The following is a 16,152-nucleotide window of genomic DNA, read 5'->3' as shown; positions in this document are numbered from 1 at the left end:
AAGCTCGCGGCTCCTGAAACTTTACATCAGTGGCCAGCGTCGCATCACCCGATAGTTTGCACCCCTTTCCGTGGTTTCCGAGTGCACCAGAACGAACTCGGATACACGCATATTCAAAGGCATGAACGATTGTATGAAAGCTTGACATGAGGATTTTCGCAGCAAGCTAAAGTGCGGGAAAAATGGCCTGTTATTGTCAAAAGCAAAACCTGCCTCGTTCAATGCGGCATACAGGCGGCCGGCTAAATTGATCAAACCCGCGGGGGGCTGCTGTGACCCAGCCCAAAGTATCCGATGATGGCGCCAGTAACCCAGTTGATCTATTTTCAAATCGAAAGCAGGGGAATGCACCCGGGCTGCAGTGGCATACAAGGCTTCCAGCCGATCCATGAGCAATGCTCCGAGAAAAGCCAGGGTCAGATGGATCGTTTCCGCATGCATGGGAAGCCCCATGCAGACTGGTTGAAGGCCGCAACCCAGTTGATGTAGCGCATTCTGCAATGCATGATCTGGCCACAGCGCAAAAAACACTCGTAACGTAACTGGATTTTCAGTCACCTTGGCGGCTCAGCAAGCATACCGCTTCCGCAGCAATGCCTTCGCCGCGCCCGGTAAAGCCGAGTTTTTCAGTTGTGGTCGCCTTGATATTGACGGCATCCTGCCTGCTGCCCAGGTCCTGTGCGATATTGGCCCGCATTTCCTCAATATATGGGGCCATTTTAGGAGCCTGCGCAATGATGGTGGAATCCACGTTGACCACTGCATAACCATGTTCTGCCAGCAGGCGCACGACTTCTCGAAGCAGGTGACGACTGTCTATACCTTTGTAGCGAGAGTCGGTATCTGGGAAATGGCGACCAATATCTCCCAGCCCTGCGGCACCCAGCAGCGCATCGCAAATAGCATGTAGCAGCACATCCGCATCGGAATGCCCGGCCAGACCAAGCGGGTGTGCAATCTCCACACCACCGATGATCAGCTTGCGATGTTCAGCAAAAGCGTGCACATCGAAACCATGCCCTATACGTAAATCAGTCATCAGGATTCTCCAGCATCAGGCGCGCCAGATGCAGGTCGCGCGGATAGGTTACTTTGAAATTGCTATTGTCCGCAGCCACCAACAGAGGGCGATGACCGAGTGACTCGATGGCACTTGATTCGTCTGTGGGTACTGATTCATGTTGTTGTCGCATCGCTTGCAACAGCATGGCGTGTCGAAACATTTGCGGCGTTTGCGCCTGCCATAATCCTTCACGTGACTCAGTACGAGACGCATACCGGTTGGAATCGGCGCGTTTCAATGTATCTGCCACCGGCACCGCAAGCAATCCACCCACCGGATCATCCCCCACCTCATAAATCAAACGATCCAGCTGCGCTACTGAAAGACAAGGCCGCGCAGCATCATGCACCAGCACCCAGTCATTTTCCGTGACTGCATCTGCCATCGCAACCAGTCCGTTACGAACGCTGTCGGCACGCGCGGCACCGCCGCAGCGCAATACGCTTAGCTTGGGCGCGAATTCGCGCCAGTCGTAATCATCCCAGTAAGCATCCTCAGGCGAGATCACCACGTACACTCGGCGGATGCGCGGAGAACCAGCAAGCCGCCGCAAGGCATGGTAAATCATCGGCTTGCCGGCAAGGTCAAGGTACTGCTTGGGCAGCTCTCCGCCCATGCGGGCGCCGCTGCCCGCCGCAGGAATCAGTGCGTAATAGTCAGACATGTGGGCGATGCGCAAAGAAACGGATTATCCGGCGGGATGGCCGGCCTCTGCAAGCAATGCAATTGCTGAAAGCATTATTGTCTTAATAATATTTGCCTCCATATTTAAAACTATTGAATTAAACGAGGAAGCAGACATGTCCGCAACCACCCGCCCGACTGCAGTCGCGGGGCTATTCTACCCGGCCGATGCCGCACTGCTGGCTGTCCAGGTACAAGCGCTGCTGGAGAACGTCCACACTACAGAGGGAATGCGTGCGCCCAAGGCGTTGATCGTGCCCCACGCCGGTTATAGCTATTCCGGCGCCATCGCCGCCAGCGCCTACGCCCGGTTGCGTCCGCTGCGCGGCAAGGTGCGGCGCGTGGTGCTGCTGGGGCCGGTGCACCGGGTGCCAGTGCGCGGTCTGGCGGTGCCCAGCGTACAGGCTTTTGCAAGCCCCATGGGAGAAGTGTTGCTGGATACCACGGCTTTGGCTGCATTGGCCGATCTGCCGCAAGTAGTGGTGGATGACCGCTGTCACGCCCAGGAACACGCGCTGGAGGTACACCTGCCTTTTCTGCAAAGCGCGCTCGGCGAATTCAAGCTGGTGCCGCTGGCGGTAGGCGACGCCAGCGCCGCGCAGGTGGCCGAGGTGATCGAGCGGCTATGGGGCGGCGACGAAACCCTGATTGTGGTGAGCTCAGACCTTTCCCATTACCTGCCCTATGCCACCGCGCAAAGCGTGGACACCGACACCGCCCGGATGATACTCGACCTGCGTGGCGACCTTGATTACAACCAGGCCTGCGGCGCCACGCCGGCGAATGGCCTGCTGCTGGCCGCCCGGCATCATGGGCTGCAAGTGGAACTGCTCGACTTGCGCAATTCCGGGGATACGTCAGGCGACAAAAGCCGGGTGGTGGGCTACGCTGCCTTTGCCTTTTACGAGGATGAAAACCATGACCGCTGAACTGGGAACAACCCTGCTTGGTATTGCCCGCGCGACGATTGCCGATGCCCTGGGTAGTGCGGCGCGTGCGGATGAATCCGCACCGCGCTTGCACGCACCCGGCGCCAGCTTCGTCACGCTGACCCAGCAAGGTGAACTGCGCGGCTGTATCGGCACGTTGGAGGCGCACCGTTCGCTGCTGGCAGACGTCAAAGCCAACGCGCTGGCGGCGGCGTTCCGCGATCCGCGTTTCGGGCCATTGCAGCACGCGGAACTGGAGATCACCGAGGTGGAAGTCTCGCTTCTCTCGCCCATCCAGCCCATCGCTTTCACCGGCGAGGCGGACGCGCTGGCGGCATTGCGCCCCGGCATCGATGGCGTGGTGCTCGAATACCGTCACTACCGCAGCACCTTTCTGCCGCAGGTGTGGGAGCAATTGCAGGAGCCGGGAATGTTCCTGGCCCAGTTGAAGCGCAAAGCCGGCCTATCAGCAGATTTCTGGGCAGAGGATATCCGCCTGTCGTGCTATAGCGTAAGCAAATGGAGGGAGAGCGAGTTATGGGCACCCCAATGACGGTCGAATCCGGCTACCCCGCCCGCTACTGGCATTTTATTGAAGACGGCCGCATTCAATGCGATCTGTGCCCGCGCGACTGCAAGCTGCATGAGGGGCAGCGCGGCGCCTGTTTTGTGCGCCAGCGCGTCGGCGACCAGATGGTTCTGACCACTTACGGGCGCTCCTCGGGCTTTTGCATTGACCCGATCGAGAAGAAGCCGCTCAATCACTTCTATCCGGGCAGTAGCGTGCTGTCGTTCGGCACCGCTGGCTGCAACCTGGCGTGCAAATTCTGCCAGAACTGGGACATCAGCAAATCGAAAGACATGGACAGGCTGATGGATCGGGCCTCACCTGAAGCCATTGCCATGAGCGCCGAAGAATACGGCTGCAAGAGCGTGGCGTTCACCTACAACGACCCGGTAATTTTTGCCGAATACGCCATGGACGTGGCGGATGCCTGCCATGTGCGCGGCATCAAAACCGTTGCGGTGACCGCGGGCTATATGCACGATCGGCCGCGGCGCGACTTCTACGCCAAAATGGATGCCGCCAACGTCGACCTGAAAGCCTTCACCGAGAATTTCTACTTCAAGCTCACCGGCTCGCAATTGCAGCCGGTGCTGGATACGCTGATATACCTCAGGCACCACACCGACGTGTGGTTCGAGATCACCACCCTGCTCATCCCGGGCAAGAACGACTCGGATGAGGAACTCAGCGCGATGAGCCAGTGGATCATGCGCGAACTGGGGCCGGACGTGCCATTGCACTTCACCGCCTTCCATCCTGACTACAAAATGGAAGACCTGCCGGCTACCCCGCCCGCGACGCTCACCCGCGCCCGCGACATCGCCCTGCGCGCCGGTCTGCGCTACGTTTATACCGGCAACGTATACGACCTGGCGGGCGGCACCACCGCTTGCCCCGGTTGCCACGCGCCGCTGATCGTGCGGGACTGGCATCAGATCATCCAGTACCGGCTCACCCCGGAAGGCCATTGCCCGGATTGCGGCGCCCAAGTAGCCGGTCGTTTCGAAGCATTTAGCGGCCAGTTCGGACGACGGCGCATTCCCATCGCCATCAACATGCAGCGCGCGGTTTGATTTAATTCTTCAGTACGTCATCAGACGCGCGCAAAATCGACTGTGAAAGGGAGACACACCATGGCAACCAGCAAACTGGAGCAACTGGTACACATCCCGGCAGACGACGTGCACATCGAGGGCATGCTGGAATTACCGGAACACGCGGCGGGCATCGTCCTATTCGCCCATGGCAGCGGCAGCAGCCGTCACAGCCCACGCAACAACTACGTGGCACGGGTGCTGCGTGAAGCCGGGATGGGCACGCTGCTGATGGACCTGCTCACGAGCGAGGAGGACAGCGACTACCAAACCCGTTTCGACATCCCCCTGCTGACCCGGCGCCTGCTTGCCGCCACGGCCTGGGTGAAAAACCACGCCGATTGCCGCAGCTTGCCACTCGGCTACTTCGGCGCCAGCACGGGCGCCGCTGCTGCGCTGCAGGCCGCCGCCCAACCGGGTGAAAAAATCGCCGCTGTCGTATCGCGCGGCGGACGCCCCGACCTGGCAGGGCCTGACGCGCTGAGCCGGGTAACCGCCCCCACCCTGCTGCTGGTGGGCGGATTCGACGATGTGGTGATCGAGCTCAACCACCACGCCGCCGCACACCTGCACTGTCACCAGAAATTGATCATCATCCCCGGCGCCACCCACCTGTTCGAAGAACCCGGCACGCTGGAGGAAGTGGCGCGCCAGGCAGCAGCATGGTTTGGGCATTACTTCAAGCTAAGCTATAAACAGAGCCTCTAAAGGCTACTCCATAGGTAAGGTGGAAATACCGGTTTTGCGAAGCGCGGATGGCAGCCGCATAACAGTGCGCTAACGCCGCAGAACTTCCACCACTGCCTCATCCTCCACCTGTGGAAAGTCATGGTAAAACTGCCCCACCGCCTGAAAATTATAAGGTGTTTCCAGGCATACCACGTCGTCGGCGTATTGCCGCACCCGTTCTAGAGTATCCGGTGGTGCCACGGGTACCGCGCACACCAGTTTGGCGGGCTTGCGCTCGCGTAAGCCATGCAACGCGGAAATCATGGTGGCACCAGTGGCCAGGCCGTCGTCGACCACGATGACGATACGTCCGGATGGATCGATGGGTGGGTGCAACGGCGTATATTCGGCACGCCGGCGACGGATGGTTACCAGCTGGCGTTGCTTTTCCTGCTCGGCGTATTCCGGCGTAGCGCCCGCTGCTGCGGCCAAATCGGACACGTAAGTCCAGCCCGATTCGTCCACCGAGCCAATGGCATATTCCGGATTGAACGGTGCGGGCAACTTGCGCACCAGGAGCACGTCCAGCTCCCCGCCCAGTGCATCCGCAATGATGCGCCCCATCGGCACGGCACCGCGTGGAATCGCCAACACCAGCGGGTGTTTACCCTGATAGGCGGAAAGCGCGGCCGCCAACTGGTAAGCGGCCTGGTCACGGTCAGTAAACGGCATGTCTTACCCCTGCAAAGATGAGCCACCACTTTTTAAGCATAGCCTTGCCAGCAGTTATTTCCAGCACGAAAAGTTATAATGCGTTTATTTGCGCTCCCACATGCTTTTCAATCAGCCGCTTCCCACCCTTGGACAACGCGCTCGCCTGCAGCCGGTAACCGGCTCTGCCGATGCACTGGCACTGGCTGAACTAGCCGGACAAGCACGTCCGCTGGTAGTGCTTACCGCCAATGCGCTGGATGCCCAGCGCCTGCTGGAGGAAATCCGGTGGTTTGCGCCTGCACTGCAAGTCAACCTGCTGCCGGACTGGGAAACGCTGCCTTACGATCATTTCTCACCGCATCAGGATCTGGTTTCCGAGCGCCTGGCTACGCTTTACCAGATTTCTCAAAGCCAATGCGACCTGGCGATCGTACCCGTCACCACGGCACTGTATCGGCTGGCGCCGCCGGCCTATCTGGGCGCTTATACTTTTTTTCTCAAACAGGGTCAGAAGCTGGATTTGAATGCGTTGCGCGGACAAATGACACTGTCCGGCTACACCGCCGTGAGCCAGGTAATTTCTCCTGGCGAATACAGCGTGCGCGGCGGCTTGCTGGATATGTTCCCGATGGGTAGCCCATTACCGTACCGCATCGACTTGTTCGACGATGAAATCGAGACCATCCGCACCTTCGACGTAGATACTCAACGCAGTATTTATCCGGTGAATGAAATCCGTCTGCTGCCGGCACGCGAATTTCCGCTGGATGAGGCCGGCATCGCACGCTTCCGTGAAAGTTTCCGCGACCGGTTTGAAGGCGATGCATCCAAGCGCCAACTCTACAAGGATGTGAGCAATGGTCTGGCACCCGCTGGGGTCGAGTACTACCTGCCGCTGTTTTTCGAGGCTACCGCCAGCCTGTTCGATTACCTGCCGGATAATGCGCTGCTCTGCCTGCATGGCAATGTTGAAGCTGCTGCACAGGATTTCTGGCGCGATACCGAATCACGCTACAAGCTGTTGCGTGGCGATCCGCAGCGGCCTTTATTACCACCCGCAGACTTGTTTCTTTCCGTAGACGCCTTATTCGGTGGCCTGAAAAATTATCCGCGCATCGAGCTCAGCCAGGGCGAAAGCGACAATGGCAAAACGCGCGCCTTGCCACGGCTGGAAGTCGAGCGGCGTGCCGAAGATCCGCTGCATCGCATCAAGGATTTTATTACCCGCTTTTCAGGTCGTGTCGTGCTGCTGGCAGAGAGCTTGGGGCGGCGTGAAACCATGGTGCAGTATTTCGCTGAATACGGGCTCAAACCGGCGCTATGCGAGGACTTCCAAAGCTGCTCGCCGCATGGCACGCCTCTCCTGCTGGGGGTTGCTCCATTAGCGCATGGCTTTATTCTCGAGTCGGAAATACCCTGCGCCTTTGTCACCGAAACCGAGCTGTATGCCACCACCGTGCGCGCGCGCGGTCGTGACAGCGGGCGCCGCAGCCAGGTAGACGGCATGCTGCGCGACTTGTCCGAAGTCAAGGTGGGCGACCCGGTCGTGCATGCCGATCACGGCATCGGCCGTTATCTGGGTCTGGTCAGCATGGATCTGGGAGAAGGTGAAACCGAGTTTCTGTTGCTGGAATATGCAGGCGACGACAAGCTGTATGTGCCGGTATCGCAATTGCATCTGATCGGGCGTTATAGCGGCGCCTCTCCTGAAGCAACACCACTATCCAGGCTAGGCAGCGGTCAATGGGAAAAAGCCAAGCGCCGTGCCATGCAGCAGGCACGCGACACGGCGGCAGAATTGCTGAATCTGTATGCGCGACGGGCAGCACGCGAAGGTCATGCATTCACCCTTAAACCACATGATTACGAGGCATTTGCCGAAGGCTTCGGCTTTGAGGAAACACCGGATCAGGCTGCCGCCATTCAAGCAGTGATCGCCGATCTATGCACTGCAAAGCCGATGGACCGGCTGGTCTGCGGCGACGTAGGCTTCGGCAAAACCGAAGTAGCGCTACGTGCCGCGTTTGTGGCGCTGATGGATGGCCGTCAAGTCGCCGTGCTGGTACCCACCACCTTGCTTGCCGAACAGCATTTTCAGACTTTTTCTGACCGGTTCTCTGACTGGCCGATAAAAATTGCCGAACTGTCGCGTTTCCGTTCCAGTAAGGAAATCAAGCAGGCACTGGCCGGGCTGGCAGATGGCAAGATTGATATTGTCATCGGCACCCACAAACTTCTGCAGAAAGACGTCCTGTTCAAGAACCTCGGTCTGGTCATCATTGATGAGGAGCACCGCTTCGGCGTACGCCAAAAAGAGCAGATGAAGGTATTGCGCGCCGAAGTGGACGTGCTGACGCTGACCGCCACGCCGATTCCGCGTACGCTGGCCATGTCGCTGGAAGGTATCCGCGATTTTTCGGTGATCGCTACTGCACCGCAGAAGCGCCTGGCGATCAAGACCTTCGTGTCGCGCTACTCGGATGGCGTGATCCGCGAAGCGGTACTGCGCGAACTGAAACGCGGCGGCCAGGTGTATTTCCTGCACAACGAGGTGGAAACCATCCTCAACATGGAAGCCAGGCTCGCCAAACTGTTGCCCGAAGCACGCATCCGCGTCGCCCATGGCCAGATGCCGGAACGCGAACTGGAGCATGTGATGCGCGATTTCCATCAGCAACGCATCAATGTGCTGTTGTGTACCACGATCATCGAAACCGGAATCGATATTCCCACGGCCAATACCATCATCATGAACCGCGCCGATCGTTTCGGCCTAGCACAATTACATCAGCTGCGCGGCCGGGTTGGACGCTCGCACCATCAAGCCTATGCCTATTTACTCACACCCGAAGAGGAAGCGCTGACGCCATCCGCGAAAAAACGCCTGGAAGCCTTGCAGATGATGGAGGATTTGGGTGCGGGCTTTTATCTCGCCATGCATGATCTGGAAATACGCGGTGCGGGTGAAGTACTGGGTGACTCGCAAAGTGGCAGCATGCAGGAAATCGGCTTCAGTCTATATAACGACATGCTCAATCACGCTGTCGCTGCGCTAAAAAAAGGTATCGAACCGGACATGAACCAGCCGCTCGGGATCACCACAGAAATCAATCTGCATACCCCGGCCCTGCTGCCCGACAGTTATTGCGGCGATATTCACGAGCGGCTCGTGCTATATAAACGTTTTGCCAACTGCAGCGACAGCGATGAACTGGATGATATGCATACCGAATTGGTTGATCGCTTCGGCCTGCTACCCGAGCCTGCGCAAGCACTGCTGGAATCGCACCGCCTGCGCCTGCTGGCCAAGCCATTGGGAATTGCCAAACTGGATACATCGAGTGAGGCGATCAATATTCAATTCATACCCAACCCGCCCATCAACCCGGCACGGATTATCGAACTGATTCAAACTCGGCGCAATTTCAAACTGGCAGGACAGGATAAACTGCGCGTTACGATCCCGTCACCGACGTTGTCGAATCGCGTGGATAACATTAGAAAATTACTTAAAGAACTGTCGTAAACAAATGAATTACAATTTAATTGTTCAGGCGAAATACATTTCCACCCAGTCGCTGAAACAGCTTGCAATACTGAGCAGCGCGCACGAGATTCAGGCGGTTTCCCAGCAGGTATTTCGCCTGATGGGAGCGAATCCGGACAGCCATACCGCGGTGGCTGACTTTTGTCACGTGGCAGCACTGGATTTTGGTTTTGTTCCCTCTACACGTCAGCCAGGTAATTTCGGGCTGGTCGTGATGGATATGGATTCCACCCTGATCAGCATCGAATGTATCGACGAGATTGCCGACATGGTTGGCGTCAAACCGCAAGTGGCGCAGATTACCGAAGCCGCCATGCGAGGAGAAATCGATTTCTCGGAGAGCCTCACCCGGCGCGTGGCCTTGCTGGCCGGGCTGGATGAATCCGCGTTGCAACGTGTATATGACGAACGGCTGCAACTCTCTCCTGGCGCCGAAAAAATGCTTGGCATGCTGAAGCAGCACAATATCAGGACCCTGCTGGTATCCGGCGGCTTCACGTTTTTCACGGAGCGCCTGCAAACAAGGCTAGGGCTGGATTACACTGCTGCCAATACTCTGGAAATCGTCGCCGGTAAACTGAGCGGCCGTGTGCTCGGGAAGATTGTTGATGCGCAAGCCAAAACGGACCACCTCAATCGCATCCGGGCCGAATTGGGACTCACGCCCGAACAGGTGATTGCCATGGGTGATGGTGCAAACGATCTGAAAATGATGGCCGAAGCAGGCGTCTCCATTGCCTATCACGCCAAGCCTGTAGTGCAGACACAGGCGAGTTACGCGCTGAATTTCAGCGGGCTTGACGCCGTCCTGCCGCTGCTTGGCACCCCATAACACACCTTGCTGGCGATACAGCTCAAGTACCGGAACTGATCAGTGATCAGGGTTTACACAAGACTTCGGCATGTTCGGGTTTGTGTATCCAGTTCCCCTGTACAAAATCCACACCGATTTCTTTCAATTTGAGCAATACGCGCTCACTGTCCACAAATTCGGCAATGGTCAGCAATCCCATCTGATGCCCGATCTTGTTGATGGCTTCAACCATCGCCAGATCGATGGCATCGTCCACCATGTCTTTGACAAAGGCGCCATCGATTTTGAGGTAATCCACATTCAGGTTTTTCAGATAATTGAGTGAAGACAATCCACTGCCAAAATCATCCAGTGCGAAGCGACAGCCCAGCAACTTGAGTTCCTTGATAAACATATTTGCTGCGCCCAGATTGGTAATTGCAGCAGTTTCAGTAATTTCGATACACAATGTTCGTGCCAGTACAGGATTGGCCTTGAGATGGGTTTTCAGATACTGCACGAAGCCTGCATCGCACAATGATGCTCCGGACAGGTTGATAGCCCAGGTTTGCAACTTACCGATGTCAGGTGCAATGTAGGATTCGCAAAGCCTGAAGCTGTTTTCCATGACCCATCGGTCCAGCATGGGCATTAAATGATATCGCTCAGCTGCCGGAATAAACGCCATCGGCAGAATGCACTGGCCATTTTCATCAATCATGCGGAGCAGCAACTCCACATGCAGGCCTTCCTGTTCTGTGTTCTGTAGAGGTTTGATCTGCTGGAAATAAAGCTGCAGGCGATTTTCAGCGATCGCGAGATGGATACGATTGACCCATTGCATCTCACCACGGCGCTTGGCGAGCTCACTGTCTTGCATTTGATAGAGGTGAATGCGATTACGGCCATGATCCTTGGCTGCGTAACAGGCGGCATCCGCTGCAGTAAGCAGACTGACGACGTTGTCGCTTTCATGGTTGATCACGACGATACCGATACTGACACCGACCATGAAGCTTTTTTCACCCACATTGAAGCGGAAATCCTGCACGGTTTTTCGCATGGTTTCTGCCAGCTCCAGCGCCTTGTCCTGCGGGCAATTTTCCAGTAGCAAGCCGAATTCGTCGCCTCCCAGACGGGCCAGCGTATCGCGTTCACGCACTTCCTGTTGCAGATGCAGGGTCAGCTGACGCAATAGCTCATCGCCTGCTACATGACCACAACTGTCGTTGACGATCTTGAACTGATCCAGATCCATGTAGCACAGGGCATGCTCCCTATCCTGATGTTGTGCACTGGACAATGCACGTTCCAGCCTGGCTTCGAATTCACGACGGTTGATCAGCCCGGTGAGCATATCGTGGCTGGCCTGATAGCTAAGCTTGGCAGTTGCCTGGAGGACCTGCTCCTGCAAATTGTCATGCGCCCGGTGCAGCTTGCTTACCATGCAGTTGATACCGTTTTCCAGGATGCGTAACTCGTCGTCATTGCCATCCAGCTGGACGCGCACATCCAGATTGCCCTTGCCGATTTTGTCTACTGCACTGGCCAGTTTCATGATCGGCACCGTAATGTCTCGCCCCAGACGTAGCGCCAGTAGCGCGGTCGCAATCAGCGCGGCGATAGTCAGCAGAGCAGCACTACGCAGCACCGCATTCTGACGTTCCATGGTGGCGGACCGGGATAGCTCTATCGCAACATAACCCAAAGGAAGGGCGTTCCTGGACTGAGCGATGGATGCAGGTGTTGAAGTAAATGCATAATCATCGACCTGAACTTCGGTTTGTCTGATCGGCATCCGGAAGAATAAGGAATCGGATCGGGCGATAACTGCTGCCTTGTTTGCCTGGCCGGCAACCGGCATATCCACAGCTCGAAAATTAGCCCGTCGGCCCAGCTTAAGGCTGTTGCTGGCCAGTATCCTTCCGTTGCGATCCATGATGTACACCGCATTGACATCGGGTTCGGCAAGCGCTGAATCAGCCAGTCGCTGCAGTATCTGGTTATTACCGGAAAACGCGCCGTATTCGCACGCAGGTGCAAGGTGACGGACAATCGCCATGCCACGCGCACGCAACGCCTGATCCAGATCGGTGATGCGTGACAACGTGAAAAAATAACCCAGGGATAATGCCAGTAATGTGGCAGGCAGGAGCGCCAATAACAGAACCCGTCGACGTATGCTTGATTTCATCATTGCTCCTGCCCCCAACGCTGCAATGCCTGTTGCAACACCATCTCGCCCGGCACGGAGATATTCAACGAACGTGCCACCTGCTGGTTGATACTCACCGTGAAATACTTGGGATATTGTGGTGCAGGCAAGCTGGCTCCGAGGCTGCGCGACACCACTTCCGCAGCCTGATAACCGATCTGCTGAGGCTTGGAATACAGTGCCATGATTGCGCCTGCGCGAACCAGCGCTTCCGAATAACCAATCAGGGGAACATGATAATGATAGGACGTGAGTAGCACGCCCTGTATATCGTTTTTGTTATATAGCAATGCATCCGGCAGTATCAGGAGCAGATCGCTGGAGGCCAGTAAATGTTCCAGAGACGGTACGATCTCATCCGTATTTGAAATCAGCTCGCCGCTAACCTGCATTTTTTGTAATTTTGCCGATGCCAATAGCGCGTCAAGTTTTAGCCGGTTTTGCTCACGCAACAATACGCCCAACCTTCGACGTTCTGGAAAAGCCAGCCGGATCATGGCAAGCTGACGTGAATAAGGTTGATCAAGATAAATGGCACTGATCGGCCTGCGTATTTCGTTGGCTGATAAAACCAAGGCAGCGAAACTGTCTTTGGGTACCAGCACAGCCAGAACCGGAACACGCGTATTCAGTGCCAGCGCCGCCCGGGTTGCCCTCATTCCGATACTCACCAGCAAACGGGTATCCGCCGATATGGCACTTTCCGCGCGTTCCAGTGAAGGTTCAACAGCAACCAGAACGGCAGGGCGTTCCTGTTGTAATTTTGCACGGAAGGTATCCGCAACTTCCTGATAGGGTGCGCTCGTTTGACTCATCAATACCAGTACGCCTGCAGCCCAGGATGATGTGCTGGCAAACAGGCCGGCAACCGACAGCAATATCAGCCGATATATCATCAACCAGCCCCAACCAGTTGCATCTGATATGGGAATGACAGGAGAAAGATGCACGAGATCGAATTTACCAGAATGGTCACTTATCCTGACTGTGAAGAGCGCCATAGGCTGGTTTTACGACTTTCCTGTTCCAGCAGTGTAAGTTCAGCCTCATGCGCGGCCAATTCAAGCGGGTTCGCCTGAATGATTTTTATGGGGGCATGCGCCCCGCTGGAATGATGGCTAACCTGTGCAGGTTTTGTTTCCACCTCCATCATCAGGCTTTCCTGGCCACGCGTCATTCCCAGATAAACGGCGCCCAATAACTCGGCATCGAGCAAAGCTCCGTGCAGGGTCCGGCTGGCATTGTCCACTTCATAACGCCTGCACAGCGCATTCAGATTGTTTTTTTGACCAGGGTGCAAGTCTTTGGCTAATTTCAGTGTGTCGATCACATCCAAACAATAGTCGCCCATAAGCGGGCGATCCAGTCGCTGCAATTCGGCATTCAGAAAACCCAGATCGAATGGCGCGTTATGAATGACCAGTTCGGCACCGCTTAAAAATGCAATCATCTCATCCACAACATCAACAAAACGCGGCTTGTCCTGCAGGAATTCGCTGGTCAGGCCATGCACTTGTTGCGCACCTGCATCGATATCGCGCTCAGGATTAAGATAACGATGAAAATGGTTACCAGTCAGACGCCGATTGATCATCTCCACGCCGGCTACTTCAATAATTCGGTGTCCTTGTCTCGGATCGAGGCCAGTCGTTTCAGTATCAAGAAATACTTGTCTCATAAGTGTAGTCGCCTGCTTACAATTGGTTACTGTACTGTCAGTACACCCTGATTGGCGAGTGCGTCGGCGCGTTCATTACCGGGATGTCCATTATGGCCCTTTACCCATCGCCACTCGATCTGATGCTGGACAACCAACTCATCCAGACGTTGCCACAAGTCTACGTTCTTGACAGGTGCGTTGCCACTGGTGCGCCAACCGCGCCTTTTCCAGTTGGGCAACCATTCAGTAATCCCCTTTAATACATATTGCGAATCGGTATGGATGCAAACCTGGCTATTGCGTTTCAGGCTTTGCAAGGCTTCAATAACAGCCGTTAACTCCATACGGTTGTTGGTTGTCAGGCGTTCCCCACCCACCAGTTCCTTGCGATGTTCCCCACTCACCAGCAATGCGCCCCAACCGCCCACACCGGGGTTACCTTTACATGCCCCATCCGAATAGATATTGATGACGGGTAAATTACAGTCATTCATTAGGATGTTTTAACTTTCTGTATTGATTCAAATTCACTACATTCCTAGCGGCCGGAGTGAGTGCTGCCGATTTGACAGCCGGTTCGCGCCATTTAGGTGTAATCAAACGCATGCCTTGTACGCGTTTGACGGCCTTGATGAAATAGACTCCCCCACCCATTGCCCACCAGCGGTCGCCCGCGGCTTCCATAAAGGCAAAGCGCTGCAGCCATCTGGCTTGACTGAACGGCGGGGTATAACAACACATACGCCCTCCTTCCGTTTCAAAACTCAGTAGGGATAGCCAGTCCTTGAGGCGCGGCAAAGTGATGAAACGACCGCACCACGGAAATTCATCCTCACGCTGCTTCAACCAGCGCGTGGCACCCCACAGGCTACGCGGATTAAAGCCGCTGACAATCAGATGGCCTTCCGGCATCAAGATACGTTCTGCTTCACGAAGGACCTGGTGAGGGTGAGCTGCGAATTCCAACGTATGCGGAATCACGACCAAATCCATTGATTGACTGGCGAACGGCAGCAGTTCCATATCTGCACGCAATGCCACAGTGCCGTCATACCCGACCCGATAGCGCTTCGGGATACGGCAGTTACGCAATAAATCCAGCTCAGGATGGCCGATCTGAACCGCATTGAAACCGAATATGTCGGCAACTACGGTGTCGAAATAAGCACTCTCCCGAGCCAGCAGGTGCTGTCCCAGTGGCGTTTCCAGCCATTCATCCAGAGAAATGGTCGTGTGTGGCATGCTATCCTGTCCCTATGCATTCTGATATTTATCTGACACCGGTCCGCGCCTTTACCGACAACTATATATGGGTCATCCGCCGCGATGCGTTTGCGGTAGTGGTGGATCCCGGTGACACGCAACCAGTATTACAGTTTTTACGCGACAAACAGTTACAGCTTGTGGCTATTTTAACCACACACCACCATGCCGACCACACCGGAGGCAACCTGGAACTACTGAAACACTACCCTGTGCCTGTATACGGTCCGGCCACTGAAACCATCCCCGGCATTACCCGTCCGCTGCACGATGGAGATATAGTGTCCCTACCCGAATTGATGCTGGATTTGCATGTGCTCGATGTGCCGGGGCATACCATGGGACATATTGCCTATTATGGTACAGGTCTCTTGTTATGTGGCGATACCCTGTTTGCGGCGGGTTGCGGCAGGTTATTTGAAGGCACGCCCGCGCAGATGAGCCATTCACTTGCCCGACTGGCACAACTCCCTGATGATACGGCTGTTTATTGCGCTCACGAATACACACTTGCCAACATCGATTTTGCGCTCAGCGTGGATGGCAATAATCCCGCCTTGATCGAACGCGCTTGTATCGAACGCAATAAGCGCTCGGCTGATATGCCGACCCTGCCTAGCAGCATCGGGCTGGAAAAAGCGACCAATCCCTTTTTACGCTGTCATATAAACGCATTACGTAAATCGGCTGAATCCTGGGCGAAAAAACCCTTGCAGGATAACATTGCTGTATTCACCGCCTTACGGGAAATGAAAAACACATTTCGCGCATAAATACGCACCAAACTTGGGCGCCTTGACCCTCCCGGGTCGCTCCAGTACCATAAGCCCCACTTATGAATAAGTCACACCGTCTGAAAATCTTTCGCCTTCCCCTTTTCCTTTGTTTACTGACTACAAGCCTGGTTCCTTCAGCCTTTGCTGAAGGAACCAGTGCTTCTTCGGTCACGTCGC

General features: G+C 55.8%; 16 protein-coding genes. 7 read left to right on the top strand and 9 right to left on the bottom strand.

Annotation, left to right across the window (positions count from 1 at the left end; all coding sequences use genetic code 11):
• Nucleotides 1-21: 21 nt before the first annotated feature.
• From thpR to ispD, 3 genes are read right to left on the bottom strand one after another with little or no spacing between them, the layout of a single operon-like run.
• Entirely contained in the window at nt 22-531 is a 510-nt protein-coding gene (thpR, locus tag ACYCZJ_RS03390) for an RNA 2',3'-cyclic phosphodiesterase (RefSeq protein ID WP_461552890.1), read from the bottom strand.
• A 19-nt stretch (nt 532-550) separates the two neighbouring features.
• Nucleotides 551-1,039 carry a 2-C-methyl-D-erythritol 2,4-cyclodiphosphate synthase gene (gene ispF / locus ACYCZJ_RS03385; protein ID WP_461552813.1) on the bottom strand — a complete coding sequence of 163 codons (489 nt, stop codon included), beginning with the start codon at nt 1,037-1,039 and terminating at the stop codon, nt 551-553.
• Nucleotides 1,032-1,727, bottom strand: a complete 696-nt coding sequence (gene ispD / locus ACYCZJ_RS03380; protein ID WP_461552812.1) for a 2-C-methyl-D-erythritol 4-phosphate cytidylyltransferase — start codon at nt 1,725-1,727, stop codon at nt 1,032-1,034. Before ispD ends, ispF begins: the two co-directional genes overlap by 8 nt.
• Nucleotides 1,728-1,863: 136 nt before the next feature.
• Here ispD and amrB point away from each other — a divergent pair, with 136 nt between their 5' ends.
• Genes amrB through ACYCZJ_RS03360 form a run of 4 tightly spaced genes read left to right on the top strand, consistent with a single transcriptional unit; the run spans nt 1,864 to nt 5,046 of the window.
• Nucleotides 1,864-2,676 carry an AmmeMemoRadiSam system protein B gene (amrB, locus tag ACYCZJ_RS03375; protein WP_461552811.1) on the top strand — a complete coding sequence of 271 codons (813 nt, stop codon included), beginning with the start codon at nt 1,864-1,866 and terminating at the stop codon, nt 2,674-2,676.
• Nucleotides 2,666-3,229: an AmmeMemoRadiSam system protein A gene (gene amrA, locus ACYCZJ_RS03370; protein ID WP_461552810.1), complete on the top strand. Its 564-nt coding sequence runs from the start codon at nt 2,666-2,668 to the stop codon at nt 3,227-3,229. Before amrB ends, amrA begins: the two co-directional genes overlap by 11 nt.
• On the top strand, nt 3,214-4,317 hold the full coding sequence (amrS, locus tag ACYCZJ_RS03365) for an AmmeMemoRadiSam system radical SAM enzyme (protein WP_461552809.1): 1,104 nt from the start codon (nt 3,214-3,216) through the stop codon (nt 4,315-4,317). Before amrA ends, amrS begins: the two co-directional genes overlap by 16 nt.
• 60 nt (nt 4,318-4,377) lie before the next feature.
• Nucleotides 4,378-5,046: a dienelactone hydrolase family protein gene (locus ACYCZJ_RS03360; protein WP_461552808.1), complete on the top strand. Its 669-nt coding sequence runs from the start codon at nt 4,378-4,380 to the stop codon at nt 5,044-5,046.
• Between the two features lie 69 nt (nt 5,047-5,115).
• On the opposite strand, the gene ACYCZJ_RS03355 is transcribed toward ACYCZJ_RS03360, so the two are convergent.
• Entirely contained in the window at nt 5,116-5,739 is a 624-nt protein-coding gene (locus tag ACYCZJ_RS03355; protein ID WP_461552807.1) for a phosphoribosyltransferase, read from the bottom strand.
• Between the two features lie 100 nt (nt 5,740-5,839).
• Here ACYCZJ_RS03355 and mfd point away from each other — a divergent pair, with 100 nt between their 5' ends.
• Together mfd and serB are read left to right on the top strand one after the other, a co-directional pair.
• Nucleotides 5,840-9,247 (top strand): transcription-repair coupling factor, encoded by a 3,408-nt coding sequence (gene mfd, locus ACYCZJ_RS03350; protein WP_461552806.1) that lies wholly within the window; start codon nt 5,840-5,842, stop codon nt 9,245-9,247.
• A 4-nt stretch (nt 9,248-9,251) separates the two neighbouring features.
• Complete coding sequence (serB, locus tag ACYCZJ_RS03345; protein WP_461552805.1) at nt 9,252-10,100, top strand: phosphoserine phosphatase SerB; 849 nt, start codon at nt 9,252-9,254, stop codon at nt 10,098-10,100.
• 46 nt (nt 10,101-10,146) lie between these two features.
• Here serB and ACYCZJ_RS03340 read toward each other — a convergent pair whose 3' ends face one another.
• From ACYCZJ_RS03340 to ACYCZJ_RS03320, 5 genes are all read right to left on the bottom strand, one after another.
• Nucleotides 10,147-12,258: an EAL domain-containing protein gene (locus ACYCZJ_RS03340; RefSeq protein WP_461552804.1), complete on the bottom strand. Its 2,112-nt coding sequence runs from the start codon at nt 12,256-12,258 to the stop codon at nt 10,147-10,149.
• Entirely contained in the window at nt 12,255-13,172 is a 918-nt protein-coding gene (locus ACYCZJ_RS03335; protein ID WP_461552803.1) for an ABC transporter substrate-binding protein, read from the bottom strand. The genes ACYCZJ_RS03340 and ACYCZJ_RS03335 overlap by 4 nt, the downstream gene beginning before the upstream one ends.
• Nucleotides 13,173-13,252: 80 nt before the next feature.
• Entirely contained in the window at nt 13,253-13,954 is a 702-nt protein-coding gene (dnaQ, locus tag ACYCZJ_RS03330; RefSeq protein WP_461552802.1) for a DNA polymerase III subunit epsilon, read from the bottom strand.
• 26 nt (nt 13,955-13,980) lie between these two features.
• On the bottom strand, nt 13,981-14,430 hold the full coding sequence (gene rnhA / locus ACYCZJ_RS03325) for a ribonuclease HI (protein WP_461552801.1): 450 nt from the start codon (nt 14,428-14,430) through the stop codon (nt 13,981-13,983).
• Entirely contained in the window at nt 14,423-15,178 is a 756-nt protein-coding gene (locus tag ACYCZJ_RS03320; protein WP_461552800.1) for a methyltransferase domain-containing protein, read from the bottom strand. The genes rnhA and ACYCZJ_RS03320 overlap by 8 nt, the downstream gene beginning before the upstream one ends.
• Nucleotides 15,179-15,192: 14 nt before the next feature.
• On the opposite strand from ACYCZJ_RS03320, the gene gloB reads away from it, so the two are divergent.
• Nucleotides 15,193-15,972 carry a hydroxyacylglutathione hydrolase gene (gloB, locus tag ACYCZJ_RS03315; protein WP_461552799.1) on the top strand — a complete coding sequence of 260 codons (780 nt, stop codon included), beginning with the start codon at nt 15,193-15,195 and terminating at the stop codon, nt 15,970-15,972.
• The last annotated feature ends 180 nt before the right edge of the window (nt 15,973-16,152 follow it).

It is taken from the genome of Sulfuriferula sp. (genome assembly GCF_054605375.1).
The sequence above is the reverse complement of the archived record's forward strand: the minus strand, read 5'-3'. Positions and strand labels throughout refer to the sequence as shown.

Coding starts and splice junctions, on each gene's coding strand:
- ispF (WP_461552813.1), bottom strand. CDS start 1,039: ATGACTGATTTACGTATAGGGCATGGTTTCGATGTGCACGCTTTTGCT.
- ispD (WP_461552812.1), bottom strand. CDS start 1,727: ATGTCTGACTATTACGCACTGATTCCTGCGGCGGGCAGCGGCGCCCGC.
- amrB (WP_461552811.1), top strand. CDS start 1,864: ATGTCCGCAACCACCCGCCCGACTGCAGTCGCGGGGCTATTCTACCCG.
- amrA (WP_461552810.1), top strand. CDS start 2,666: ATGACCGCTGAACTGGGAACAACCCTGCTTGGTATTGCCCGCGCGACG.
- amrS (WP_461552809.1), top strand. CDS start 3,214: ATGGGCACCCCAATGACGGTCGAATCCGGCTACCCCGCCCGCTACTGG.
- ACYCZJ_RS03360 (WP_461552808.1), top strand. CDS start 4,378: ATGGCAACCAGCAAACTGGAGCAACTGGTACACATCCCGGCAGACGAC.
- ACYCZJ_RS03355 (WP_461552807.1), bottom strand. CDS start 5,739: ATGCCGTTTACTGACCGTGACCAGGCCGCTTACCAGTTGGCGGCCGCG.
- mfd (WP_461552806.1), top strand. CDS start 5,840: ATGCTTTTCAATCAGCCGCTTCCCACCCTTGGACAACGCGCTCGCCTG.
- serB (WP_461552805.1), top strand. CDS start 9,252: ATGAATTACAATTTAATTGTTCAGGCGAAATACATTTCCACCCAGTCG.
- ACYCZJ_RS03340 (WP_461552804.1), bottom strand. CDS start 12,258: ATGATGAAATCAAGCATACGTCGACGGGTTCTGTTATTGGCGCTCCTG.
- ACYCZJ_RS03335 (WP_461552803.1), bottom strand. CDS start 13,172: ATGATATATCGGCTGATATTGCTGTCGGTTGCCGGCCTGTTTGCCAGC.
- dnaQ (WP_461552802.1), bottom strand. CDS start 13,954: ATGAGACAAGTATTTCTTGATACTGAAACGACTGGCCTCGATCCGAGA.
- rnhA (WP_461552801.1), bottom strand. CDS start 14,430: ATGAATGACTGTAATTTACCCGTCATCAATATCTATTCGGATGGGGCA.
- ACYCZJ_RS03320 (WP_461552800.1), bottom strand. CDS start 15,178: ATGCCACACACGACCATTTCTCTGGATGAATGGCTGGAAACGCCACTG.
- gloB (WP_461552799.1), top strand. CDS start 15,193: ATGCATTCTGATATTTATCTGACACCGGTCCGCGCCTTTACCGACAAC.